This window comes from Nonomuraea rhodomycinica (assembly GCF_013363995.1).
Lineage (GTDB): Bacteria > Actinomycetota > Actinomycetes > Streptosporangiales > Streptosporangiaceae > Nonomuraea > Nonomuraea rhodomycinica.
Genome location: NZ_JABWGO010000007.1, coordinates 373,242 through 394,666 on the forward strand (window position 1 = coordinate 373,242; position 21,425 = coordinate 394,666).

Below are 21,425 nucleotides of genomic sequence, written 5' to 3' on the forward strand. Positions count from 1 at the left end.
TTCATCCGGTTGGCCGTGATCCCCCCACCGCGACAGGCCGCGGTCACCGTCCCGCGGCAGCCGGCCCTGGTCCGTCACGCGGCCAGGCTCGGCGACGCCGCGCTCGCCGCGCTCACCGTGGTCGGCGTCTTCACCGGCGTCATGGCCGCCGAGGTCCGCGGGGCGCCGTGGGACGGCCTGGTGCCGCTCGTGCTGTTCCTCGGGACGCTGATGTTCGTGCGGCGACGCCTGCCCATGACGGTCCTCCTGCTGTCCATCGCCGCGATCTTCGTCTACCGCACCGGCAGCTCCTTCCAGGGCGGCTGGATCTGGCCAGCGTCGGCCGCGTACTTCAGCGCCGCCACGACCAGGCACGTGCGGTGGGTGGCGCTCATCGGCGTCGCCCAGCTCGGCTGGGCGGCCGTCGATTTCTGGCCGATCCTCGACCGGAACGTCGCCCGCTTCGTCGCCCACATCGCCGGGGAGGGGCTGCTGCTGGTGCTTCTCATCGCCGGGGGTCTCGCCTACGGGAGCGTCGCGCGCTGGCGGGAGCGGCTGCGGGACAGCGACGTCCGAGCCCGCGACGCCGAGGAGCGGCTGCGGGTCTCCCGCGAGGTGCACGACATCGTCGCCCACACCCTGGCGGTCGTCGGCGTCCAGCTCAACGTCGCCGCCGACACGCTGGAGGAGGCCCCCGACGAGGCCGCCGCCGCGCTGCGGGTGGCCCAGAACGTCCGCAACCGCGCGATGGCCGACCTCGCCTCGCTCATCGGCGTCCTGCGCGACGGCGCCGGCGACACCGTTCCCCAGCCGGATCTGACCGCCCTGCACACGCTCGCCGCCGACGCCCGGGCCGCCGGCCTCGACGTGGTCCTCGACGAGCGCGGCGACCCCTCGGCCGTCCCGGCCGCGCCGGCCGTGGCCGTCCACCGCGTCGTCCAGGAGGCGCTGACCAACACGCTGAAGCACTCCGGGGCGTCCAAGGTCGAGGTGACGGTCGAGTACGGGGCCCGGATCGTCACCGTCGAGGTCGCGGACAACGGCCGGGGCGGCCACTCCGGAGCCGGGATGAGGGAGCGGCACGGCCTGGTCGGCATGCGGGAACGGGTGAGCGCGCTCGGGGGCGGGCTCACCGTGGGCCCGGTGCCGGGCGGTTTCGCCGTGCGGGCCGAGATCCCCGTGGCAGGCTGGAAGGCATGACGATCAGGGTGCTGCTCGCCGACGACCAGGCGCTCGTCCGGGCCGGGTTCCGCAGCCTGCTCGCCCGTTCGCGGGACGTCACGGTCGTCGGCGAGGCCGCCACCGGCGACGAGGCCGTGGCGCTGGCGGCGAGCGCCCGGCCCGACGTCGTCCTCATGGACATCCGCATGCCGGGCGGCGACGGCATCACCGCCACCCGGCGCATCCTCACCGGCCCCGCCGGGGCCGCCTGCCGGGTGGTCATCCTCACCACCTTCGACACCGACGAGCACGTCTTCGCCGCGCTGCGGGCCGGGGCCAGCGGCTTCCTCACCAAGGAGGTCGAGCCCGCCGAGCTGCGCCGCGCGGTCGCCGCCGTCGCGGCCGGCGACGCCCTGCTGTCCCCGGGCGTCACCCGCCGCGTGATCGAGCAGTTCGCCCACCGGCAGGACCCGGCCCCCGGCGACGGGCGGCGGCTGGCCGCCCTCACCGCGCGGGAGCTGGAGGCGGTCCGGCTCGTGGCGCTCGGGCTGTCCAACGACCAGATCGCCGAGCGCCTGGTCATCAGCCCGCTCACCGCCAAGACCCACATCACCAGGGCCATCGCCAAGCTCGGCGTGCGCGACCGGGTCCAGCTCGTCATCCTCGCGTACGAGAGCGGCCTGGTCCGGCCCGCGGGACGGGCGGGACCGCCGCCCGCCTAGTGGTACTTGTAGAGCCGCGTGGCGACGCGGTGGCCCTGGTCGAACAGGGACGCGCGGTACATGCTCATCGCCACGCCGTCGTGCTCGGCCTTGCCGCAGGTGTTCTCGCCGGCGAGCTGGTGGATCTCGAAGCGGGCCGTCGGGTCGCCGCCGAGGTAGTACTCCGCGCGGGCCTGGTACTCGTCGGCGCGGGTGTCGCAGGCGAAGACCACCGTGTTGCGGCCCTCCTTGCCGGAGAAGCAGAGCGTGGCCGCGTTCCGCGTCGAGGTGCACACCTGGGAACGGGCCCGGGCCGAGGCCGGGGTGACGCGGGTCTCCCTGCGCACCGGGTACTTGGTGGCGTCGCGGACCGTCTTCCAGCGGCTCGTCCTGACGCGGTGGCCGCCCTGGTAGACCGAGGCGCGGAAGGTGACGACCGAGCCGATCCCGCGGCTGCCCCGGACGTCGCCCTCGCGGCCGAGGTTGTGGATGACGTACTTGGTGCCGAGGTAGCCGTCGAGGTAGTACTCGACCACGGCGTGGAGCTTGTCCGGCGCAGTGTCCTCGACGGTGACCCCGGGCCGGTCGCTGCCGTCCGGGCCCACGCACGCCGCCGCGCCCTTGACGCGGACGCAGACGGGCTCGTCGGGGACGCTCGCGGGCGCCTCGGCCAAGGCGGCGGGGCGGGCCTCGACCGAGGCGGCGGGGCGGGCCTCGACCGGGGCGGGGGACTCGCCCAGGGCGGGCGAGACGTTCATGAGAAGGAGGGCGCTCGCCGTCGTGAGCACCGAGAGCACTGCGGATAACGCGCGGCCTGACACTGACACCACTTGGGGCCTTTCAGATCTCAGGAGTTACTGGGCTGTGCCTCGGTGGGACGTTCCGGGCCTCGCGCTGGTTCCGGCGGTGTCGTCCAGCGGATCTCGCCGTCCTGCCACACGTCCGTGGGGGACAGGCCGGCGGCGGCGGCCACGGCGGCCGACGCCGCGTGTCCGGGGTGGATGTGCGCCACGACCGTACGCGCCCCGGCCTCCAGCAGCCAGGCGACGAGCCCGCGCGCGGCCTCGGTGGCGATGCCCCGGCCCTGCCACGCGGTGCCGACGACCCACGCGACCTCGGCCACCGGCCCCTCGTGCCGGACGGTGGCCTGCACGGTGCCGGCCAGCCGGTCCTCGTCGCGCACCCGGATCACCCAGTTGAGCCAGGACACGGCCGGATCCGGCGAGCCGGCGGCCAGCCGGGCGTAGCGGGCCCGCAGGGCGTCCTCGTCCAGCGGCTCGCCGCCGATGAACGTGTGCAGGGCGGGATCGGCGAGGACCACGGCCATCTCGGCGGCGTGCCCGACGGTCAGCGGAAGCAGATCGAACCGATCGGTGGCGATGGACGTGATCGTGAAGGGCGGATTGCCTTCACCTACCTGGAGGCGGATCTTCCTCACTATTGTGATCTCCATCTTCGGGAGGGGGAAAGCGGTTGAAGGCGGACGGGCCCGAGGTTTCGCTGGGCAGTGGCTACGTGCTCCTGGAAGTGATCGGCGCCGGGGGCATGGGCACCGTCTGGCGGGCGCGGCACCGCGACTCGGGCGACGTCGTCGCGGTGAAGCTGCTGCGTGACGGCCTGGCCGCCGACCAGGACCTGGTGCTGCGCTTCGTCCAGGAACGTCAGGTGATGCGCACCTTACGCCATCCCAACATCGTCACCGTGCGCGACTTCGTCGTCGAGGGCGAGCGCCTGGCCCTGGTGATGGACCTCGTCGAGGGCGGCGACCTGCGCGCGTTGATCCAGCGGCGCGGCACCCTGCCCCCGGCGGAGGCCGCGGCGCTGCTGGCGCAGATCGCCGGGGCGCTGACCGCCGCGCACGAGCTCGGCGTCGTCCACCGCGACGTCAAGCCGGGCAACGTCCTGCTCGACCGGGCCACCGGCCAGGTGCGGCTCACGGACTTCGGGGTGGCCCGCATCCTGCACGGCCCCGGCATCACCCAGACCAGCGCCGTCATCGGCACGCCCGTGTACCTGGCGCCCGAGGTGGCCGACGGGGACGCCGCGACGCCGGCCGTGGACGTGTACGCCCTCGGGCTGATCCTGTACGAGCTGCTCGCCGGGCGTCCGCCGTTCGTGGGGGAGCACCCGATGGTGCTGATCCGGCAGCACGCGATGGCCGCGCCCCGGCGGCTGCCCGGGATGCCCGACGCGCTGTGGGCGATCGTCTCGGCGTGCGTGGCCAAGGACCCGGCCGCGCGCCCCGCCGCGGCGGCGGTCGTGGCGGCGCTGCGCGCGGCCGCGCCCGCGCTGGCGGGTCTCGCGGCGCTTCCGCCGGTCGCCCGGGGCGAGGCGCCGTCGGTCACCTCCGAGCCGCTGGGCCCGCAGCTCCCGCCCGCACCCACTGCGTCCGGCCCGTCCGTCCCTCCTCCGCCCGCGCCCACGCCGACCGGCCTGACCGGCCCCACCGCGGCTCCTCCGACCGGTCTGACCGGTCCCACCGCGCCTTCTCCGGGCGGCCTGCATCCGGCCGGCCTGCATCCGGCCGGCCCGAATCCCGCGGGCCCCGGGCGGCGCTCGCGCAAGCGGCTGGTCGTGCTCTCGGCCGCCGGGGCCGCCCTGGCGGTCAGCGCCGCGGCCGTCGCCTACGTGGCCCCCTGGAGCTCACCGGGCACCGTGACGGCCCAGGACCCGCAGCCCCCGCTCGCCGCGCAGTCCACGCCCACGACCCCCGCCACCACCCCCGGCACCGCCAAGCGCGACGAGCACAAGGACGGCACGGCCCGCCAGGTCCGTGAGGACATCAACACCGAGCCCGCCGACCCCCCGTCCACTCGCCCGAAGAAGAAGACCACCACCCCTGAGCCGGCCCGGGAGACCGAGCCCGTCGACTCGCCCAAGCCGCGCGTCACCGAGGAGGCCGACGAGGTCAAACCCGACGACGGCACGAAGACGGACCCCCCGAGCCGGGATACGACGCCGGACTGGCAGTGCCGCCCCTGGATCTCCGCGGGACCCGGAACGCGCGCGCTGATGTCGCCGTGCATCGCCGTGGCGGGCGACACGATCCTCGTCAAGGGCAAGCTCAAGCAGGCCGCGCCGGGCGAGTGGAACATCCACGTGCAGCTCTACAACACCGAAGCGGAGCGCGTCACCACTCAGCCGTACATCTGCAAGAACGCCTCACCGGCGGCCAACGGCGTCGCCGTCTGCGGCCCGTACGAGGTGGACGTGCCCCGGACGGGGCAGTTGCAGGACGTGCGCCAGCGGTGGAAGCCCGCCGGCACGCTCACGTGGGGCGGCGGCAGGGAGAGCCCCACCGTCACCTGGTAGGGACGGCGAGCGGGACACCCGGTGGCCGGCCACGCGCGAGACTGGGATCATCGGGACATGTCCACGGCCTTCGCGATCGTCTCCCTGCTGTTCAACGGGCTCATGGCCGGGCTCTTCTACGTCTTCTCGACCACGATCATGCCGGCCTTCGAGGCCATCGAGCCGGCCCAGGCCACGGCGGCCATGCGGAGCATCAACACGAAGATCCTCAATCCGCTGTTCCTGCCGGTCTTCCTGCTGGCGCCCGTGGCGTCCCTGGTGACCGGGGTGCTCCTGCTCGTCGGCGGCGCCACCACCGCGGGCGTCCTGTTCCTGGCGGCGGCGGCCGTCTACCTGCTCGGCACGCTGGCGACGACCGCGGCGCTCAACGTGCCGATGAACAACGCGCTGGAGGCGGGCGGCATGGAGTGGTCCGCGTACGCGCCGCGCTGGACGACGTGGAACCACGTGCGCACCCTGTCGTGCGTCGCCGCCGTCGTGCTGGCCGCCGCGGCGCTCGTCGTCCCCTAGACACCTGACCGGGCACGATCGGTACGGCGAGGGCCGTACCGATCTCGTCTCTCGTCGGGACCTACATGTTGATCATGTGACCGGCCAGGCCGTGGATCGCCTCCTTGACCGCCTCGCCCAGGGTCGGGTGGGCGTGGACGTTGCGCGCGACCTCGTGCACCGTCAGGTCCCACTGCTGGGCCAGCGTCAGCTGCGGCAGCAGCTCCGTCACCTCGGGCCCGATGAGGTGGGCGCCGAGCAGCTCGCCGTACTTGCCGTCGCTGATGACCTTGACGAAGCCCGCGCTGTCGCCGAGGCCGTGGGCCTTGCCGTTGGCGGTGAAGGGGAACTTGGCCACCTTCACGTCGTAGCCCAGGTCACGGGCCTGCGTCTCGGTGTAGCCGAAGCTGGCCACCTGCGGCTGGCAGTACGTCGCCCTGGGGATCATCACGTAGTCCAGCTCCATGGTCTCCGCGCCGCCGATGGTCTCGGCCGCGATGATGCCCATGGACTCGGCGGCGTGGGCCAGCATGAGCTTGGCCGTGACGTCGCCGATGGCGAAGATGTGCGGCACGCTCGTGCGGCAGCGGCCGTCGACGGCGATGGCGCCCCGGTCGGTGAGGGCCACGCCGGTCTTCTCCAGGCCGTAGCCGTCGACGCGCGGCTGGAAGCCGATCGCCTGCATGACCTTGTCGGCCTCCAGCACCTGCTGCTGACCGTCACGCGTCACGGTGACCTTGACGGAGGAGCCCGTGTCGTCGATGGCGTCCACGCGGGTGGAGGTGAGGACCTCGATGCCGAGCCGCTTGTACCGCTTGGCCAGCTCCGCCGACACCTCCTCGTCCTCCAGCGGGACCATCCGGTCGAGGAACTCCACGATCGTCACCTTGACGCCGTAGTTGTGCAGCACGTACGCGAACTCCACGCCGATCGCGCCCGCGCCCGCGATGATGATGCTGCCCGGCAGCTCGCCGGTCATGATCTGCTCTTCGTACGTCACCACGCGCTCCGACAGCGACGTGCCGGGGATCAGCCGGGTGGTGGCGCCGGCGGCGATGATGCAGTGGTCGAACGTGATCGTCTCGCCGTTCACCTGGATCGAGTTGGGGTCCAGGAAGGTGCCGCGGCCGTCGTACTCCGTGATGGAGTTCTTCTTCATCAGGTAGTGGACGCCCTTGACCCGGCCGTCCGCCACCTTGCGGCTGCGGGTGAAGGCGGCCCCGTAGTCGAAGGTGACCTCGCCGCTGATGCCGAAGGTCTTGGCCTCCTTGTTGAAGATGTGAGCCAGCTCCGCGTTGCGCAGCAGCGCCTTGGAGGGGATGCAGCCCACGTTCAGGCAGACGCCACCCCAGTACTTCTCCTCAATGACCGCTGTGCGCAGCCCGAGCTGGGCGGCGCGGACCGCGGCCGTGTACCCTCCGGGACCCGCGCCGAGAACGACGACGTCATAGTGAGTGCTCATGAGTCGGACCATACCGTCCACCCAGGTCTACCCCTGACCCTCGCCCCTGCCCCAGTGAAACGGCGCCTGTCGGCGGCTTGGATCGGACCATGACCGATTTCCCCGGCCGCTGGGCCGAAGGCGTCAGCCTGACCGTCGCGCCCGCCCTCATGCTCGCCGGCGTGCTGCTCCGCATCGGGTACGACGGGTTCTTCCCCGCCCAGCTCGCGGCCTTCGCCGACGCCCCCGCCCTGATGTCCGCCTCGTACGGGTGCTTCGCGCTCGGCAGCGCGCTGCTGTGGCCCGGCGTGCTCGGGCTGGTGCGCCGCTCGCCCGGCTCCCGGCCGGTGCTCTGGGGCGGCGCGATGGTGCTGTCCGGCCTGTTCGCCCGGGCCTTCCACGCCGGGGTGAGCCACCTGGCCCTCCAGCTCGTGGACGTCCAGGGCCTGGCCCCCGCGCAACGGGCCGTGGCGTCCGCCTACGGCGCGTTCCACGTCTTCCAGCCGCTCAACGTGGTGGTGTTCGCCGGGTGGGCCGTGCTGGCCGCCGGCCTGTGGCGGGCCGGGACGCTGGGGCTCGTGCGGAGCGTCGCACTCGGGCTGATGACGGCGCTGCCGATCGGGGTGCTCAAGGGCACGGGCCCGATGTCGGTGCTGGCCGTCGCGGGGCTGTGCGTGGCGCTGGTGCCGTACGGGGTGCGGGTCCTGCGCGAGGGGCCCGCGCCCCGGTGGTGGGCGGTCCCGCTGGCGCTGGCGATCGGCGCGGGCGCCGTGGTCCTCGGCACCCTGGGCTGAGGCCCGCGGCTACACGTCCACCTTGTACGTCAGCGCCAGCTCGTCCGCCGGGACCCCGCGGATCCCCCAGTTGACCTTGGGCATCTCCACGATGGTGATCTCCACGTCCTCGGCCGGGTAGGGCAGCCGGTCGTAGAGCGCGCGGATGAGCGCCCGCTTGGCCTCGTCGCTGCGGCCGGTGAAGCAGAGCACCTCGATGATCAGGTAGCCGTCGCCGCGCTGCGGGCAGACCAGGTCGTCGGCGTCCAGCAGCAGGAACCGGTGGAACCTCTTGTCCTCGGGCAGCCCCCACGCCTCCACCAGGCAGGAGTGGACGAGGTCCGACACCTCGCGCCGCCGCTCCGCCCACACGTCGCGCCGCCCGTAGAACTTCACCTGTGCCATGTGCGCCACTATAGGGAAATGATCCGGTTGCTGCTGGCCGACGACGAGGCCATGATCCGGGCCGGCGTGCGGGCCATCCTCGCCTCCGACCCGTCGCTCGACGTGGTGGCCGAGGCGGACGACGGCCGCGCGGCGGTCGACCTGGCCATCAGCCACCACCCGGACGTCGCCCTGCTGGACATCCGCATGCCCGTCCTGGACGGACTGGCCGCCGCGGCCGAGATCCGGCGCGCGGCGCCGGGGACGGCCGTGGTGATGCTCACCACGTTCGGCGAGGACGACTACATCGCCCGGGCCATCGACGTGGGCGCCAGCGGCTTCCTGCTCAAGTCGGGGGACCCGCGCGAGCTGATCGCCGGGATCCACGCCGTCGCCGAGGGCGCCGCGTACCTGTCGCCGAGGGTGGCCCAGCGCGTCATCACCCAGCTCGCCGCCGGGCGGGTGTCGCGCGGCGCCGTGGCCCGCGACCGGGTCGCGGCGCTCACCGAGCGGGAGCGGGAGGTGCTCGCGCTGCTCGGCTCCGGCCTGTCCAACGCGGAGATCGCCAGGCGGCTGCACATCGTGGAGGGCACGGTGAAGGCGTACGTCAGCGCGATCCTCACCCGCCTCGACGTGCGCAATCGCGTGCAGGCCGCGATCATCGCCCACGAGGCCGGCTTGGTAGCCTGACCTCTGATGTATCGCCTCGTCTTCTCGCAGGTCTTGCGTCGCCTCGACGCCGAGGCCGTGCACCACCTCACTGTTCGCGCGCTCACGCTGCTGTCGGTGCTGCCGCTGGTCAAGCGGCTGCTCCACAAGGCGCTGGCGCCCCACGACCCGGCACTGCGCGTCAGCGCGTTCGGCGTCCACTTCCCCGGCCCGCTCGGGCTCGCGGCCGGCTTCGACAAGGACGCCGCGTGCGCCGAGGGGGCCGCCGCGCTCGGCTTCGGCCACGTGGAGGTCGGCACGATCACCGCCCACGGCCAGCCCGGCAACCCGCGGCCCCGCCTGTTCCGGCTGGTGGGCGAGCGGGCGGTCATCAACCGCATGGGCTTCAACAACGCCGGGGCCGCCGCCGCCGCGCGCCGCCTGCGCCGCGTACGCGGGGTGCCGGTGGTGGTCGGCGTCAACATCGGCAAGACCAAGGTGGTGCCGGAGTCCGGGGCGACGGCCGACTACGTCGCCAGCGCCAGACGGCTCGCGCCGCTGGCCGACTACCTCGTCGTCAACGTCAGCTCGCCCAACACCCCGGGCCTGCGCGACCTGCAGGCCGTCTCGCTGCTGCGCCCGCTGCTCACCGCGGTCAAGGAGGTCGCCGACGGCACGCCCCGCCGCACCCCGCTGCTGGTGAAGATCGCCCCCGACCTCGCCGACGAGGACGTGGACGCGGTCGCCGACCTGGCCCTGGAGCTCGGCCTCGACGGCGTCATCGCGACCAACACCACGATCAGGCACGGCGGCGAGACCGGCGGGCTGTCGGGCCGGCCGCTCAAGGGGCGCTCGCTGGAGGTGCTGCGGCGGCTGCGGGCCCGCGTGGGCGACCGCATCACGCTGGTCTCCGTCGGCGGCGTCGAGGACGTGGACGACGTGTGGGAGCGGCTGCTGGCCGGCGCCACGCTGGTGCAGGGCTACACCGGCTGGGTGTACGGCGGGCCGCTGTGGGCCTCCACGATCCACCGGCAGCTCTCGCGCCGGGTCCGCCGCCACGGCTTCACCTCGATCACCGAGGTCATCGGCCGCACCGCTCCGCAGGCCCGCACCGCTCCGGAGGCCCGCACCGCTCCGGAGGCCCGCACCGCTCCAGGCGCCGGCACCGCTCCGGGGGCCACGCGATGAAGATCCCCCTGGGCGGCGGAGTCGTCCTGCGTCCGGTCGCCGAGGGCGACGCCCAGGCGCTCACCGACGCCTTCACCCGCAACCGCGAGCACCTGCGGCCCTGGGACCCGCGCCGGCCCGAGACGTTCTTCACCCTGACCGGCCAGACCGAGCGGCTGGAGGCGCAGCTCCAGCAGTGCCGGGCCGGCCGGGTCATGCCGTGGGTGCTGGCCGACGGCGACCGGATCGTCGGCTGCGTCAACCTCAACAGCATCGTGTACGGCGCCTTCGCCAGCGGCGCCCTCGGCTACTGGCTCGACGCCGAGTACACCGGCCGCGGCCTGGCCACCGGCGCCGTCATGGCGGTCTGCCGCGACGCCGGCGAGCGGCTCGGCCTGCACCGGGTGGAGGCGGCCACGCTGCTGCACAACGTGGCCTCCCAGCGGGTGCTGGAGAAGGCCGGCTTCGAGGTGTACGGCGTCGCGCCGAACTACATCCACATCGACGGCGAGTGGCGCGACCACCGCCTCTTCCAGCGCATCCTCAACGACCGCCCGCCCAGGCTCTGACCGAGGCCCGCGAGCCGTGGAGCGCGGGCGAGGCCGGCCTAGACGCTCGGCCGGGTGGACTCCGCGTCGTGGGTCATGCTCTCCAGCCGGTCCATGACGTCGGCGACCCGCACGGCGCCCGCCCGGTACGGCCGGCGCCGCTGCCACGGCCGCGGCCCGGCCGGCGGCCGGTACTCCACGCCGAGCGCGTCCAGCCGCCCGAGGTGCGCCCGGAGCCGCTCGGCGAAGTCCGGCCCGGCCTGGCCGCCCCAGGTGACCTCGGCCAGGGCGCACGCCCGCGGCCAGATCCGGTAGTCCAGCGTGCGGGCGTCGGCGATGCGCTCGGTCCAGAGCTGGGCCTGCGCGCCGAGCACCCGCGAGCGCTCCTCGTCCGTCCAGTCCGCGGGGGCCGGGACGAACGCCGCCACGTCCGCCACCGTGATCGTGTCGCCGATCGCCGCCGGCTCCTCCGGCGACGACGACTCGGCGTAGTCGAAGTAGAGCGGGAACACCGGCGTGGCCACCACATCGTGGCCGGCCGCGGCGGCCCGGCGGCCGACGCCCATGCCGCGCCACGGCATGACCACCGTGTCCCGCCGCAGCTCGCCGCTGACGAACGCCTCGTCCCACACGACGGCCCGCGCGCCCCGCTCGGCCAGCGCGTCGGCCAGCCGCCGCAGGAACCACGCCTGGAGCGCCGGCATCGACTCCAGCCCCAGCGACACGCGGTAGGCGTCGATCTCGGCCGAGGCGGTCCAGTGGTCGAGCACCACCTCGTCGCCGCCGATGTGGACGAACGGGGTCGGGCCGAGGGCGCCGATCAGCTCGTCGAAGATCGTGGCCAGGAACTCGACCGTGGGCGGCAGGGGCGACAGGATCGCGGGGGAGACGCCCCAGCGGTCGAGCACGTCGTACCGCTCGCCGGTGGCGCCCAGCTCCGGATAGGCGGCCAGGACGGCCGAGGCGTGGCCCGGCACGTCGATCTCCGGCACGACCACGACCTCGCGGGCCCGCGCGTAGGCGGCGATCTCGGCCAGGTCGTCCAGCGTGTAGTGGCCGCCGTGCGGCGTCTCGTCGTAGAGCTCGGGCTCGCCGCGCTGGTGGACCGCCGTGCGCGGCCGGTGCGAGGCCACCTCGTGCAGCAGCGGGTACGCCCTGCTCTCCACCCGCCAGCCCTGGTCGTCCACGAGGTGCAGGTGCAGCCGGTTCAGCTTGTGCGCCGCCATGAGGTCGACGAGGCGCAGAACCTCGCGCTTGGGGAAGAAGTGCCGGGCCACGTCGAGGTGGAGCCCACGCCAGCCGAACACCGGCTCGTCCTCGACCCGCACGCCCGGCACGCTCCACGCGCGGCCGTGACCGGGGCCTGCGGGGGTGCGGTAGGAGGCGTCGGGCAGGAGTTGGTGGAGCGTCTGCGCCGCGTGGAAGGCCCCGGCCCGGCCGCCCGCCGTGATCTCCACCCCGCGCGACCCGGTGACCAGCCGGTACGCCTCCGGCCCGAGGTCCGGGTCGAGCCGTACGTCGATGTCACCGGAGTCGCCGGGCCGCAGGTCGAGCCCCGGCAGGGCCACGCGGACGGCGTCGGCCGCCTCGGTGGGGCCGGAGACCACGGACCCGGGGGTCAGCTCGTAGGAGCCGGACAGGTGACGGATCAGGCGGGGGCGAGGAATCATGGTTGGAGATAGTGCTGCATGCCGTTCGCCAGCGCCAGCGCGACCCGCTGCCGGAAGGCCGGGTCGCGGAACTTGGCCGCCTCGGCCGCGTTGCGCATGTTGCCGCACTCGATGAAGACCTTCGGCACGGTGGAGAGGTTGAGGCCGCCGAGGTCGGAGCGGAAGTCGAGGGCCTTGCTGCCGATGTAGGTGGAGTAGGGCAGGCCGGTGCCCTTGTGGTAGGCGTCGCGGACCGCGATGCCGAGCCTGCGCGAGTCGCCGACGACCGGGTCGACCGGGCCGTTGATCTTCTTCGGCATGATCACGTGGAAGCCGTGGTTGCCGGGCGCGGAGCCGTCGCCGTGGATGGAGATGGCGGCGTCGGCCTTGGCGCGGTTGCCGATCGCGGCCCGCTGGGTGATGCACGGGCCGACGCTGTCGTTGTCGGACCTGGTCAGCTTGACCGTGGCGCCCCGGCTCTTGAGGATCTTGGCCAGCCGGTTGGAGACGTCCCAGCTGAAGGCCGCCTCGGTGTAGCCGTCGTCGGTGGACGTGCCGGTGGTGTCGCACGCCTTCCACTGGGTCAGCACGTTGACCTTGCGGTTGACGGCCTTGGGGTCGCGGTAGTTGCCGCCGTTGTGGCCGGGGTCGATGACCACGACCTTGCCGGCCAGCGACTCGGCCCGGGCGGTGCCGGTGGCCTGCTCGCGCGACGCCCCGCCGGCTCCCCGCCCGGCTCCCGGCGCCGCCGACGGGGCGGGGGCCTGGGTGGCGACCCGCCCGGCCGGGACTCCGGACGCGGGGCTCGCGGAGCCGCTCGCGCCGGCCGTGCCGCACGCGGTGACGATCAGGCCGCAGGCGGTGAGAAGGGTGACGGGAAGAGCACGCATGAACTCCAACTTACGTCACGGCGCGCCGTGACCCCGCGTGTTCCCCCCAAGGCGGCGGGAAGCTCTCACCAGACGCGCTCGCTGGCCTCCTGGCGCTGCAGGAGGGCCGCCAGCTCCCGCGCGTCCTCGGCGTCGAGGCCGAGGACGACGCGGGGACGCCCCCACGGGTGGTCGAGGGAGTGGGCGACGTAGCTGGCCACGGACTCGCCGCCGGTGTCGCCGGCACGACCCCGGCTCGCCCGCCACTGCGCCCAGGCGCGTTCGAGCTCCGACGCGGCGCGCTGGGCGCAGGAAACCAGTTCTGGATCACGCATGACTGTCCCCCGGATCAGATTCGCGACCGCACCGTGCACGGCCGCGCATCGCATGACCCTGACGAGTAAACCTCCAGGCGATGGGGGGTCGGGGTGTTGTTGACCGAGGCTTTGGCCGCTCTTAGGCGGGGCCCGTGCTGCGCCGTACGACGAGTTCGGGGGTGACCTGGCGCAGCCGCGCGACCTTGGCGGGGTCTCCGATGCGGTCGCTCAGCAGGGCCGCCGCCGAGCGCCCCATGGCGCGGCGCGGCTGGTCGACGGAGGTGAGGGAGATGTGGCGCGAGGCGGACAGGTGGGTGTTGTCGTAGCCGACGACGGACAGGTCGCCCGGCACGCCGAGGCCGAGCTCCGCCGCGGCGGAGAGCACGCCGAGCGCCACCGCGTCGGTGGCGGCGAAGATCGCCGTGGGCCTGGGGTCGCGGGTCAGCAGCGCGAGCGCGGCCTCGCGCCCGCCCTCCTCGGTCGACTCCGCGGCCTCGACCATGATGTACGGGGCGAGCGCGTGCCGGCGCATCGCCACGAGGTAGCCCTCGCAGCGGGTCGGCCGGGCGCCCTCGATGTGCGCGATCCGCTTGTGGCCGAGCTGCACCAGGTGGTCGATGGCCAGGCGGGCGCCGAGCTGGTCGTCGTCGACCACGATGTCGACGCCGCCGAGCTCGATGTCACGTTCCCCGACGACGACCGTCGGGGTGTAGGAGGTGGCCTCCATCAGCGTCTCGCTGGTCGGCGCGATGCCTAACAGCACCAGCCCGTCGACCCGCAGCTCCAGGAAGGCCTCCACGGCCTCGTCCTCGAACGCGGGGTCCCACTGGCTGTTGCCGATGAGCATGCGCAGGCCGTCGCCGTGCAGGCTCTCCTGGAGGCCGTCGAGGACCTCGGCGTAGAACGGGTTGTGCAGGTCGGCGACGAGCGCGCCGACCAGGTGGGTACGGCCTTCGACGAGGCTGCGCGCGACCGCGTTCGGCCGGTAGCCGAGCTCGCGGGCGGCCTGGAGCACGGCCTGCCGCCGGTGCTCGCTGACGTGCGGTGAGCCCCGCAGCACGAGCGAGACCAGCGATTTCGAGACGCCGGCGCGTTCGGCGACGTTGCGGATGGTGGGTCTTGGTCGAGGTATGTCCCGGAGGTCGTTGATGGCGGAAGCCTTGACGGGTGGTCCTGACATGTGTCTCCCCCGCGATGCGAAGATGGGCACCTGTCTCACCAAACGATCGAGTTCCCCGCAGGGTACGGCTTCGGGTAAGGGAAGCCTCATATTGACCATGGGGACAGTTGTCCGCTATGGCGCATCCGGTCGGATACCGCGCTGGTTGTACTGTTCTGCCTGTGACAGAGACGACGCGGCCGGCGCGGCGCAGGCTGACCGTCGACCGTCGCCGCGAGGAACTGATCGCGGCCGCCCTGGAGCTGTTCGGCGGGCGCGACGCCGAGCACGTCTCGATCGACGACGTCGCCTCGCGGGCGGGGGCCTCGCGGGCACTGGTCTACCACTACTTCGGCGGCAAGCAGGAGCTCTACGTGGCCGCGCTGAGGAGCGCCGCGGAGCGGCTGGAGTCCCGGCTGGTGCCGCAGGGTGGCGGCCGGCCGCTGGAGGACCTGGCCGCGGGGCTCGCGAGCTACTTCGACTTCGTGGAGCAGCACGCGGCGGGCTACGCGGCGCTGCTGCGCGGCGGCCCGGCCGGCCGCGCGGACGAGGTCGGCGAGATCGTGGACGGGGTGCGCCGGCGGTTGTTCCTGCTGGTCCAGAGGCAGATGCGGGTGACGGAGCCGAGCCCGGTGCTGCGGGCGACGCTGCGGTCGTGGATCGCCTCGGTGGAGACGGCGGGGCTCGACTGGCTCGAACACCGCGACATGGAACGCGTGGAGCTGGAGCGGCTCCTCGTGGAGCACATGACCGCCCTGCTGGGTGTCGCCGCACGCCATGACGGTGAGGCCGCCCGGCTCCTCCACGCGCTGACGGGAGACCGCCCGGGTTGACCCCTACGGGCGGGTGTGGCCCCTCACGAGTGCCGGGCCGCAAGAACTGCGCCTGCCGGGCCGCAAGAACTGCGCCTGCCGGGCCGGAAGAATGGCGCCGGGCGGGCGGCGCCAACTTCCCAGAGCGACGTCCGTCGTCACAGTGGTGGACCGGGCCGCCGGCCAGGCCCACCCTTCAACCCCCCTGAGGTCCGTGACGACCTCGGTCTTACTCCGAGCGCTGCTGCGGGATGCCCGCCAGAAGCGCGCGGACCTCGGTCTCCCGGTAACGCCGGTGTCCTCCGAGGGTGCGGATCGACGTCAACTTGCCCGCCTTGGCCCACCGCGTGACGGTCTTGGGGTCGACCCTGAACATGGTCGCGACCTCGGCGGGCGTGAGCAGTGGCTCGGCCTCGGGTGTACGAGCTGACATTTGTGCGGCCTCTCCTCCGTGTGGACCGGCTTAGCGATCCTGTGACTGCCTGTGCGCGTGTCACGGATGTCCCCCTATGGCCCAAAGCGTGCGGCTTTTCTGGCCCATATGCGGCATCACCCGAAGTGACCATACCGCCACGCAGAGCGATTGGCGAGCCCTTCTTTGACCCAACTGCCCGCCCCCATGGCGATGTCACGCTCGGTGATTCTAGCGACACGTTTCGTGGTATCGCAGTGAAAACGGCAAACTGCTCAGTTCGCAGAAGCGAGCAGCCGCTAGTCATGACCCACTCATGCAGGTCAGACGGTTGTATTGGGGCTCAGTTGGCAGATTCCAGAAGTTGCATTGACTTCCAGCGCAGGATGACCCTCTGATACATGGCGTAGGCAAGCTCTTCTTGACCCGTGTCCAGGCCGGTGAGAGCGGCCGACAGCTCCGCCACCGACTGGTCGGCCTGCAGCGCGTCGTCGTCCATGAGGTGCACCAGCCCGCCGTAGTCGAGCTCCACCAGCGAGTGCGGGTGGAACTCCTCCAGCCAGCGCGCCACGTCCTCCACGTCGATGTGGCTCGCCACCTCGCCCAGGTGCCGCCGCAGGACCTGCAGGGCCCGGGCCGCGCGCCTGCGGGCCTGCGCCATCGAGGTGACGTAGATGAGGTTGCGCCCCGTGGCCGTCGTCACGTCCTGCCCCGGGGCCGCGCCGCCGAGCACCAGCCAGCGCTCGTTGCCGTCGAACGGCACGAACCACGACGACGGTACGTGCCACGCCGTGGTGCGGATGTGGGTGCGCAGGGCGGAGGAGCCGGCCGCGCGCTTGTACCTGTCGAAGTCGTCGGCCGTCTGGTCGGCGATCGCCTTGGGGACCAGCCGGTCCATCAGCTTGGCCGGGGTGGCGCCGCGCAGCCGTGAGAACGCCAGCCACGAGCGCAACCGCGTCTGCCAGGGACAGACATAGAGACGGTCCTCCACGCGCCGCAGATACGCGTTGGGGCTCTCCTGGGCGGGCACCGGGTGAGGGGGCCGGCCGAGCAGGCGCCTGATCGACTCGCCGTGCTCGGCGTTCAGGGCGTTCGCGCGGCGCGGACGGTCTCGTGATTCGGCGTACTCGGCCCATGCCTTCCGCTCGTTCTCGGGGAAGGCGGTCAACGGCTCGTAGACACGGAGATACGCGGCATAGGGCAGCACGGAGGCATCGTGTCATGAAGACAACCTGCTTGCACCGTTGCGGCCACTACCCTGAGAGGTGATCTCCCGTCGCGAAGGAGCGGCGGACCGGACAGGGAGTCACTACCGTGACCGACGTCTTCGACCCGTCTCACAAGGACGCGCACGAGCAGGTCGTCTTCTGCGCCGACCCGCGCAGTGGCCTGCGCGCCATCATCGCCATCCACAACACGGCCCTCGGCCCCGGCCTCGGCGGCACGAGGTTCTACCCGTACGAGAGCGAGCAGGCCGCGCTCGCCGACGTGCTCAATCTCTCACGCGGCATGTCCTACAAGAACGCGCTGGCCGGGCTCGACCACGGCGGCGGCAAGGCCGTCATCATCGGCGACCCGTCGCGCGACAAGAGCGAGGCGCTGCTGCGCGCCTACGGCCGCTTCGTCGAGTCGCTCGGCGGGCGCTACATCACCGCCTGCGACGTCGGCACCTACAGCGAGGACATGGACGTCGTCTCCCGGGAGTCGCGCTTCGTGACCGGCCGCACGCTCGCCCAGGGCGGCGCCGGAGACTCCTCCATCCTCACCGCGTTCGGCGTCTTCCAGGGCATGCGGGCCTCGGCCGAGCGGGTGTACGGCACGCCCTCGCTGCGCGGCCGGCGGGTCGGTGTCGAGGGCGTCGGCAAGGTCGGCCACCGCCTGGTCGAGCTGCTGCGCGAGGACGGCGCCGACGTCGTGATCTGCGACGTGGACGAGCGCGCCGTGGAGCGCGTGCGGCTGCGGCACCCCGAGGTGGACGTCGTGGCCGACGCCGACGCGCTGACCGCGGCCGACATCGACGTCTTCGCCCCGTGCGCGCTGGGCGGCGCCCTCGACGACGTCACCGTGGCGCGGCTGCGCGCCAAGATCGTCTGCGGGGCGGCCAACAACCAGCTCGCGCACGCGGGAGTCGAGAAGCAGCTGGCCGAGCGCGGCATCCTGTACGCCCCCGACTACGTGGTCAACTCCGGCGGGGTGATCCAGGTGGCCGACGAGATCCGCGGTTTCGACATGGAACGGGCCAGGGCCAAGGCCGCCCAGATCTACGACACCACGCTCAAGATTTTCGCGATCGCGGGCGACGAGGGCGTCCCTCCGGCCGTCGCAGCCGATAGGCTAGCGGAGCGCAGAATGTCGGAAGTCGGGCGGATTCGGGCCATTTGGCTGGGCCACTGACGCCCCGCGCCCATACGACGTACCGAGCTGGGCACAAAACAGGTACGGTAATAGGCGAACGATAGGCTGACGCCCATAGTCAGGCGGCGTCAGCGTGTGGTGCGTTAGCGACGAGGGGTCGGGGACGACCCCACATGAGGGGGTCGAGCCAATGGGGCGCGGCCGAGCAAAGGCCAAGCAGGTCAAGGTTGCTCGCCAGCTGAAGTACAACAGCGGTGGCACAGATCTTGACCGTCTTCGCGACGAACTCGGGGTCGGAGACTCCAGCAACGACGACTCCGACGACCTCAACGACGAGCTCGCGGATCGCTATGCCGATTACGCCGACGACTACGCGGGCGACGACGACGGCCGCTCCGGCCGCCGGTAGCCGCTCTTCTCGTTGACGCGGCCGCTCACCCGGCGAGATCTCTCGGCGCCGGGTGGGAGAGCGTGTTCCATCGCGCAGGGCCCCACGGGACACCCGCCCGTGGGGCTTTCGTCGCGCCTCGGGCGGCTCCGGGGCGCCCGATGACCCGAACACCTGAACGGCCCGCGGCTGCGGGGCCGCGCGTAGACGTGAACGGCCCCCCGGAGGACCGGCAGGTCGGCGACGTGGACAGAGCCACGGCAGACCCGGTGCCGGGCCGCTCGGTTGAGCGGTCCGGCACCTCCACGTAGTGGTCGCCGGTCGTTCAGCGGTAGCGGGCCTGGCCGGAGCCGGGGACGACCTCGCCGAGCACCCACGCCGGCACCCCACGCTCCGTGAGCAGCCGCACCGCCTCGTCGGCGGCCTCCGGGGCGACGATGGCGGCCATCCCGACGCCCAGGTTGAACGTCCGGTCCATGTCCTTCTGCTCGATGCGGCCGTGCCCGGCGAGCACCGAGAAGATCGCCGGCGGCGTCCACGACGACCGGTCGAGCAGCGCGTCGAGGTGGCCGGGCAGCGAGCGCGACAGGTTGCCCTCGACGCCGCCGCCCGTGATGTGCGCGTAGGCGTGCACCTCCACCGTCCGGGCCAGGGCCAGGCAGTCGAGGGAGTAGATCCGGGTCGGCTCCAGCAGCTCCTCGCCGAGCGGCCGGCCCAGCTCGGGCAGCTCCGCCTCCAGCGACAGCCCCGCCTCGCGCACCACGTGGCGCACCAGCGAGTAGCCGTTGGAGTGGACGCCCGAGGAGGCGAGCCCCAGCACCACGTCGCCCTCGCGCACCCGGTCGGGCCCGAGCATGGCCGACGCCTCCACGACACCCGTGCCGGCGCCCGCCAGGTCGTACTCGTCGGGCCCCATCGCCCCCGGGTGCTCGGCCGTCTCGCCGCCCACCAGCGCGGCGCCGGCCAGCCGGCAGCCCTCGGCGATGCCGCCGACGATCTCGGCGACGCGCTCGGGCACCACCTTGCCGCAGGCGATGTAGTCGGTCATGAACAGCGGCTCGGCCCCGCACACCACCAGGTCGTCGAGGACCATGCCGACCAGGTCGATCCCGATCGTGTCGTGCTTGCCGTACCGCTGGGCGATCATGACCTTGGTGCCCACGCCGTCGGTGGAGGTCGCGAGCAGCGGCCGCTCGTACTTCAGCAGCGCCGAGGCGTCGAACAGCCCGGCGAAGCCGCTCGCGTCGTCCACGACCTCGGGCCGGCGCGAGCGGGCCACCTTGTCCTTCATCAGCGCGACCGCGCGCTCGCCCGCCTCGATGTCGACACCGGCGGCCTCGTAGCTCGTCACGCCTTGCTCTCCAGTACGTACTTGCCGACGTTGTCCTGGTCGATGGGGATGGGGTACGAGCCGTCGAAGCAGGCCCGGCAGAGCCGCTCGGCGGGGATCGTGGTGGCCCGGGTGAGCCCCTCCAGCGAGATGTAGCCGAGCGAGTCGGCGCCGAGCGAGGCCCGGATCTCCTCCACCGAGAGCGAGCCGGCGATCAGCTCGGCGCGGGTGGCGAAGTCGATGCCGTAGAAGCACGGCCACGACACCGGCGGCGAGGAGATGCGCACGTGCACCTCCTTGGCCCCGGCCTCGCGCAGCATCTTGACGATCGCGCGCTGGGTGTTGCCGCGCACGATCGAGTCGTCCACGACGACGAGACGCTTGCCCTGCACCACCTCGCGCAGCGGGTTGAGCTTGAGGCGGATGCCGAGCTGGCGGATGGTCTGCGACGGCTGGATGAAGGTGCGGCCGACGTAGGAGTTCTTCACCAGGCCCTGGCCGTACGGGATGCCGCTCGCCTCGGCGTAGCCCACGGCGGCCGGCGTGCCGGACTCGGGCGTGGGGATGACCAGGTCGGCCTCGACCGGGTGCTCGCGGGCCAGCACGCGGCCGATCTCGACCCGGGTCACCTGGACGCCCCGGCCGGCGATCGTGGTGTCGGGACGGGCGAGGTAGACGTACTCGAACAGGCACCCCTTGGGCTCGGCCAGCGCGAAGCGGCGCGACCTGACGCCCTGCTCGTCGATCGTGAGCAGCTCGCCGGGCTCGATCTCCCGCACGAACGTGGCGCCCACGATGTCGAGGGCGGCCGTCTCGGAGGCGACCACCCAGCCACGCTCCAGGCGGCCGAGCACCAGCGGGCGGATGCCCTGCGGGTCGCGCGCCGCGTAGAGGGTGGTCTCGTCCATGAACACGAGCGAGTACGCGCCCTTGACCTGCGGCAGCAGCTCCGCGGCCGCGTCCTCGACGGACCTGCTGCGGTCCTGGGCCAGCAGCGCGGCCAGCACCTCGGTGTCGGTGGTGGCCCTGGTCACACCCGGGTTGAGGCGCTGGGCCAGCTCAGGGGTGTTGATGAGGTTGCCGTTGTGGGCCAGCGCCAGCCCGCCGACCTCGGTGGAGCTCAGCGTGGGCTGCGCGTTCTCCCACACGCTGGAGCCGGTCGTGGAGTAGCGGCAGTGGCCGATCGCCAGGTGACCGCGCAGGGTGCCCAGCACGGACTCGTCGAAGACCTGGGCCACCAGGCCCATGTCCTTGTAGACGAGAATGCGGCTGCCCTCGCTGACCGCGATGCCCGCGGACTCCTGGCCGCGGTGCTGCAACGCGTACAGCCCGTAGTAGGTGAGTTTGGACACTTCCTCGCCTGGGGCCCACACGCCGAAGACGCCGCAGGCGTCCTTGGGAGCTCGATCGTCGGGGTCCAGGTCATGGCCGAGCCGGCCGTCGCCTTTCAGCACGTACTTCAGTTTAGGTCGGTCGCTTCGCTGCTCGCACACCCGGGTGCGGATCGCGGCCACGTCAGGGGCGGCAGGGC

General features: G+C 72.7%; 23 protein-coding genes. 11 read left to right on the top strand and 12 right to left on the bottom strand.

Annotation, left to right across the window (positions count from 1 at the left end; all coding sequences use genetic code 11):
- Nucleotides 1-15 precede the first annotated feature (15 nt).
- Nucleotides 16-1,179: a sensor histidine kinase gene (locus tag HT134_RS27950; RefSeq protein WP_175603420.1), complete on the top strand. Its 1,164-nt coding sequence runs from the start codon at nucleotides 16-18 to the stop codon at nucleotides 1,177-1,179.
- Entirely contained in the window at nucleotides 1,176-1,862 is a 687-nt protein-coding gene (locus HT134_RS27955; RefSeq protein ID WP_175603421.1) for a response regulator, read from the top strand. Before HT134_RS27950 ends, HT134_RS27955 begins: the two co-directional genes overlap by 4 nt.
- On the opposite strand, the gene HT134_RS27960 is transcribed toward HT134_RS27955, so the two are convergent.
- Nucleotides 1,859-2,599, bottom strand: a complete 741-nt coding sequence (locus HT134_RS27960; protein WP_175603422.1) for a hypothetical protein — start codon at nucleotides 2,597-2,599, stop codon at nucleotides 1,859-1,861. The two genes, HT134_RS27955 and HT134_RS27960, sit on opposite strands and share 4 nt — an antisense overlap.
- A gap of 89 nt (nucleotides 2,600-2,688) precedes the next feature.
- The gene (locus tag HT134_RS27965) at nucleotides 2,689-3,279 is read right to left on the bottom strand and encodes a GNAT family N-acetyltransferase (RefSeq protein WP_312888484.1); all 591 of its coding nucleotides are present in this window, start codon (nucleotides 3,277-3,279) and stop codon (nucleotides 2,689-2,691) included.
- A 77-nt stretch (nucleotides 3,280-3,356) separates the two neighbouring features.
- Here HT134_RS27965 and HT134_RS27970 point away from each other — a divergent pair, with 77 nt between their 5' ends.
- Together HT134_RS27970 and HT134_RS27975 are read left to right on the top strand one after the other, a co-directional pair.
- Nucleotides 3,357-5,153, top strand: coding sequence for a serine/threonine-protein kinase (locus HT134_RS27970; RefSeq protein ID WP_175603424.1), 1,797 nt, complete (start codon nucleotides 3,357-3,359; stop codon nucleotides 5,151-5,153).
- Between the two features lie 57 nt (nucleotides 5,154-5,210).
- Nucleotides 5,211-5,663, top strand: coding sequence for an anthrone oxygenase family protein (locus tag HT134_RS27975; protein WP_175603425.1), 453 nt, complete (start codon nucleotides 5,211-5,213; stop codon nucleotides 5,661-5,663).
- A gap of 61 nt (nucleotides 5,664-5,724) precedes the next feature.
- On the opposite strand, the gene lpdA is transcribed toward HT134_RS27975, so the two are convergent.
- Nucleotides 5,725-7,104: a dihydrolipoyl dehydrogenase gene (gene lpdA / locus HT134_RS27980; RefSeq protein WP_175603426.1), complete on the bottom strand. Its 1,380-nt coding sequence runs from the start codon at nucleotides 7,102-7,104 to the stop codon at nucleotides 5,725-5,727.
- A gap of 89 nt (nucleotides 7,105-7,193) precedes the next feature.
- On the opposite strand from lpdA, the gene HT134_RS27985 reads away from it, so the two are divergent.
- Nucleotides 7,194-7,877, top strand: a complete 684-nt coding sequence (locus HT134_RS27985; protein ID WP_175603427.1) for a hypothetical protein — start codon at nucleotides 7,194-7,196, stop codon at nucleotides 7,875-7,877.
- 9 nt (nucleotides 7,878-7,886) lie between these two features.
- On the opposite strand, the gene HT134_RS27990 is transcribed toward HT134_RS27985, so the two are convergent.
- On the bottom strand, nucleotides 7,887-8,261 hold the full coding sequence (locus HT134_RS27990) for a tautomerase family protein (RefSeq protein WP_175603428.1): 375 nt from the start codon (nucleotides 8,259-8,261) through the stop codon (nucleotides 7,887-7,889).
- Nucleotides 8,262-8,279: 18 nt separating this feature from the next.
- On the opposite strand from HT134_RS27990, the gene HT134_RS27995 reads away from it, so the two are divergent.
- The 3 genes from HT134_RS27995 to HT134_RS28005 are packed head-to-tail and all read left to right on the top strand — an operon-like array spanning nucleotide 8,280 to nucleotide 10,624.
- Nucleotides 8,280-8,930 carry a response regulator gene (locus HT134_RS27995; RefSeq protein ID WP_175603429.1) on the top strand — a complete coding sequence of 217 codons (651 nt, stop codon included), beginning with the start codon at nucleotides 8,280-8,282 and terminating at the stop codon, nucleotides 8,928-8,930.
- A 6-nt stretch (nucleotides 8,931-8,936) separates the two neighbouring features.
- Complete coding sequence (locus HT134_RS28000; RefSeq protein ID WP_175603430.1) at nucleotides 8,937-10,076, top strand: quinone-dependent dihydroorotate dehydrogenase; 1,140 nt, start codon at nucleotides 8,937-8,939, stop codon at nucleotides 10,074-10,076.
- Complete coding sequence (locus HT134_RS28005; RefSeq protein WP_175603431.1) at nucleotides 10,073-10,624, top strand: GNAT family N-acetyltransferase; 552 nt, start codon at nucleotides 10,073-10,075, stop codon at nucleotides 10,622-10,624. The genes HT134_RS28000 and HT134_RS28005 overlap by 4 nt, the downstream gene beginning before the upstream one ends.
- A gap of 38 nt (nucleotides 10,625-10,662) precedes the next feature.
- Here HT134_RS28005 and HT134_RS28010 read toward each other — a convergent pair whose 3' ends face one another.
- The 4 genes from HT134_RS28010 to HT134_RS28025 form a co-directional block, all read right to left on the bottom strand.
- Nucleotides 10,663-12,273 (bottom strand): beta-N-acetylhexosaminidase, encoded by a 1,611-nt coding sequence (locus HT134_RS28010; RefSeq protein WP_175603432.1) that lies wholly within the window; start codon nucleotides 12,271-12,273, stop codon nucleotides 10,663-10,665.
- Nucleotides 12,270-13,142, bottom strand: a complete 873-nt coding sequence (locus tag HT134_RS28015) for an N-acetylmuramoyl-L-alanine amidase (RefSeq protein ID WP_175603433.1) — start codon at nucleotides 13,140-13,142, stop codon at nucleotides 12,270-12,272. Before HT134_RS28015 ends, HT134_RS28010 begins: the two co-directional genes overlap by 4 nt.
- Before the next feature lie 65 nt (nucleotides 13,143-13,207).
- Nucleotides 13,208-13,456 carry a hypothetical protein gene (locus HT134_RS28020; RefSeq protein ID WP_175603434.1) on the bottom strand — a complete coding sequence of 83 codons (249 nt, stop codon included), beginning with the start codon at nucleotides 13,454-13,456 and terminating at the stop codon, nucleotides 13,208-13,210.
- Between the two features lie 121 nt (nucleotides 13,457-13,577).
- Nucleotides 13,578-14,618, bottom strand: coding sequence for a LacI family DNA-binding transcriptional regulator (locus HT134_RS28025; protein ID WP_175603435.1), 1,041 nt, complete (start codon nucleotides 14,616-14,618; stop codon nucleotides 13,578-13,580).
- A gap of 161 nt (nucleotides 14,619-14,779) precedes the next feature.
- Here HT134_RS28025 and HT134_RS28030 point away from each other — a divergent pair, with 161 nt between their 5' ends.
- Nucleotides 14,780-15,430: a TetR/AcrR family transcriptional regulator gene (locus HT134_RS28030; protein WP_312888486.1), complete on the top strand. Its 651-nt coding sequence runs from the start codon at nucleotides 14,780-14,782 to the stop codon at nucleotides 15,428-15,430.
- A 208-nt stretch (nucleotides 15,431-15,638) separates the two neighbouring features.
- Here the strand turns inward: HT134_RS28030 and bldC are convergent, their stop codons facing one another.
- Together bldC and HT134_RS28040 are read right to left on the bottom strand one after the other, a co-directional pair.
- Nucleotides 15,639-15,842, bottom strand: a complete 204-nt coding sequence (gene bldC / locus HT134_RS28035; protein ID WP_013133571.1) for a developmental transcriptional regulator BldC — start codon at nucleotides 15,840-15,842, stop codon at nucleotides 15,639-15,641.
- Nucleotides 15,843-16,164: 322 nt separating this feature from the next.
- Nucleotides 16,165-17,028: a DUF8083 family protein gene (locus tag HT134_RS28040; protein WP_175603437.1), complete on the bottom strand. Its 864-nt coding sequence runs from the start codon at nucleotides 17,026-17,028 to the stop codon at nucleotides 16,165-16,167.
- Between the two features lie 107 nt (nucleotides 17,029-17,135).
- Here HT134_RS28040 and HT134_RS47780 point away from each other — a divergent pair, with 107 nt between their 5' ends.
- A complete protein-coding gene (locus HT134_RS47780) occupies nucleotides 17,136-18,215 on the top strand; it encodes a Leu/Phe/Val dehydrogenase (protein ID WP_175603438.1) in 1,080 nt (359 codons plus the stop codon).
- Nucleotides 18,216-18,366: 151 nt separating this feature from the next.
- A complete protein-coding gene (locus HT134_RS28050; RefSeq protein WP_175603439.1) occupies nucleotides 18,367-18,585 on the top strand; it encodes a DUF3073 domain-containing protein in 219 nt (72 codons plus the stop codon).
- Between the two features lie 304 nt (nucleotides 18,586-18,889).
- On the opposite strand, the gene purM is transcribed toward HT134_RS28050, so the two are convergent.
- Nucleotides 18,890-19,915, bottom strand: a complete 1,026-nt coding sequence (purM, locus tag HT134_RS28055; RefSeq protein WP_175603440.1) for a phosphoribosylformylglycinamidine cyclo-ligase — start codon at nucleotides 19,913-19,915, stop codon at nucleotides 18,890-18,892.
- Nucleotides 19,912-21,348, bottom strand: coding sequence for an amidophosphoribosyltransferase (gene purF / locus HT134_RS28060; protein ID WP_175603441.1), 1,437 nt, complete (start codon nucleotides 21,346-21,348; stop codon nucleotides 19,912-19,914). The genes purM and purF overlap by 4 nt, the downstream gene beginning before the upstream one ends.
- Nucleotides 21,349-21,425 lie beyond the last annotated feature (77 nt).

Bases quoted from the DNA above. Each gene is read 5' to 3' on its own strand.
- HT134_RS27955 (WP_175603421.1), top strand. From the start codon at position 1,176: ATGACGATCAGGGTGCTGCTCGCCGACGACCAGGCGCTCGTCCGGGCC.
- HT134_RS27960 (WP_175603422.1), bottom strand. From the start codon at position 2,599: ATGAACGTCTCGCCCGCCCTGGGCGAGTCCCCCGCCCCGGTCGAGGCC.
- HT134_RS27975 (WP_175603425.1), top strand. From the start codon at position 5,211: ATGTCCACGGCCTTCGCGATCGTCTCCCTGCTGTTCAACGGGCTCATG.
- lpdA (WP_175603426.1), bottom strand. From the start codon at position 7,104: ATGAGCACTCACTATGACGTCGTCGTTCTCGGCGCGGGTCCCGGAGGG.
- HT134_RS27985 (WP_175603427.1), top strand. From the start codon at position 7,194: ATGACCGATTTCCCCGGCCGCTGGGCCGAAGGCGTCAGCCTGACCGTC.
- HT134_RS27990 (WP_175603428.1), bottom strand. From the start codon at position 8,261: ATGGCACAGGTGAAGTTCTACGGGCGGCGCGACGTGTGGGCGGAGCGG.
- HT134_RS27995 (WP_175603429.1), top strand. From the start codon at position 8,280: ATGATCCGGTTGCTGCTGGCCGACGACGAGGCCATGATCCGGGCCGGC.
- HT134_RS28000 (WP_175603430.1), top strand. From the start codon at position 8,937: ATGTATCGCCTCGTCTTCTCGCAGGTCTTGCGTCGCCTCGACGCCGAG.
- HT134_RS28005 (WP_175603431.1), top strand. From the start codon at position 10,073: ATGAAGATCCCCCTGGGCGGCGGAGTCGTCCTGCGTCCGGTCGCCGAG.
- HT134_RS28010 (WP_175603432.1), bottom strand. From the start codon at position 12,273: ATGATTCCTCGCCCCCGCCTGATCCGTCACCTGTCCGGCTCCTACGAG.
- HT134_RS28015 (WP_175603433.1), bottom strand. From the start codon at position 13,142: ATGCGTGCTCTTCCCGTCACCCTTCTCACCGCCTGCGGCCTGATCGTC.
- HT134_RS28020 (WP_175603434.1), bottom strand. From the start codon at position 13,456: ATGCGTGATCCAGAACTGGTTTCCTGCGCCCAGCGCGCCGCGTCGGAG.
- HT134_RS28025 (WP_175603435.1), bottom strand. From the start codon at position 14,618: ATGTCAGGACCACCCGTCAAGGCTTCCGCCATCAACGACCTCCGGGAC.
- bldC (WP_013133571.1), bottom strand. From the start codon at position 15,842: ATGTCAGCTCGTACACCCGAGGCCGAGCCACTGCTCACGCCCGCCGAG.
- HT134_RS28050 (WP_175603439.1), top strand. From the start codon at position 18,367: ATGGGGCGCGGCCGAGCAAAGGCCAAGCAGGTCAAGGTTGCTCGCCAG.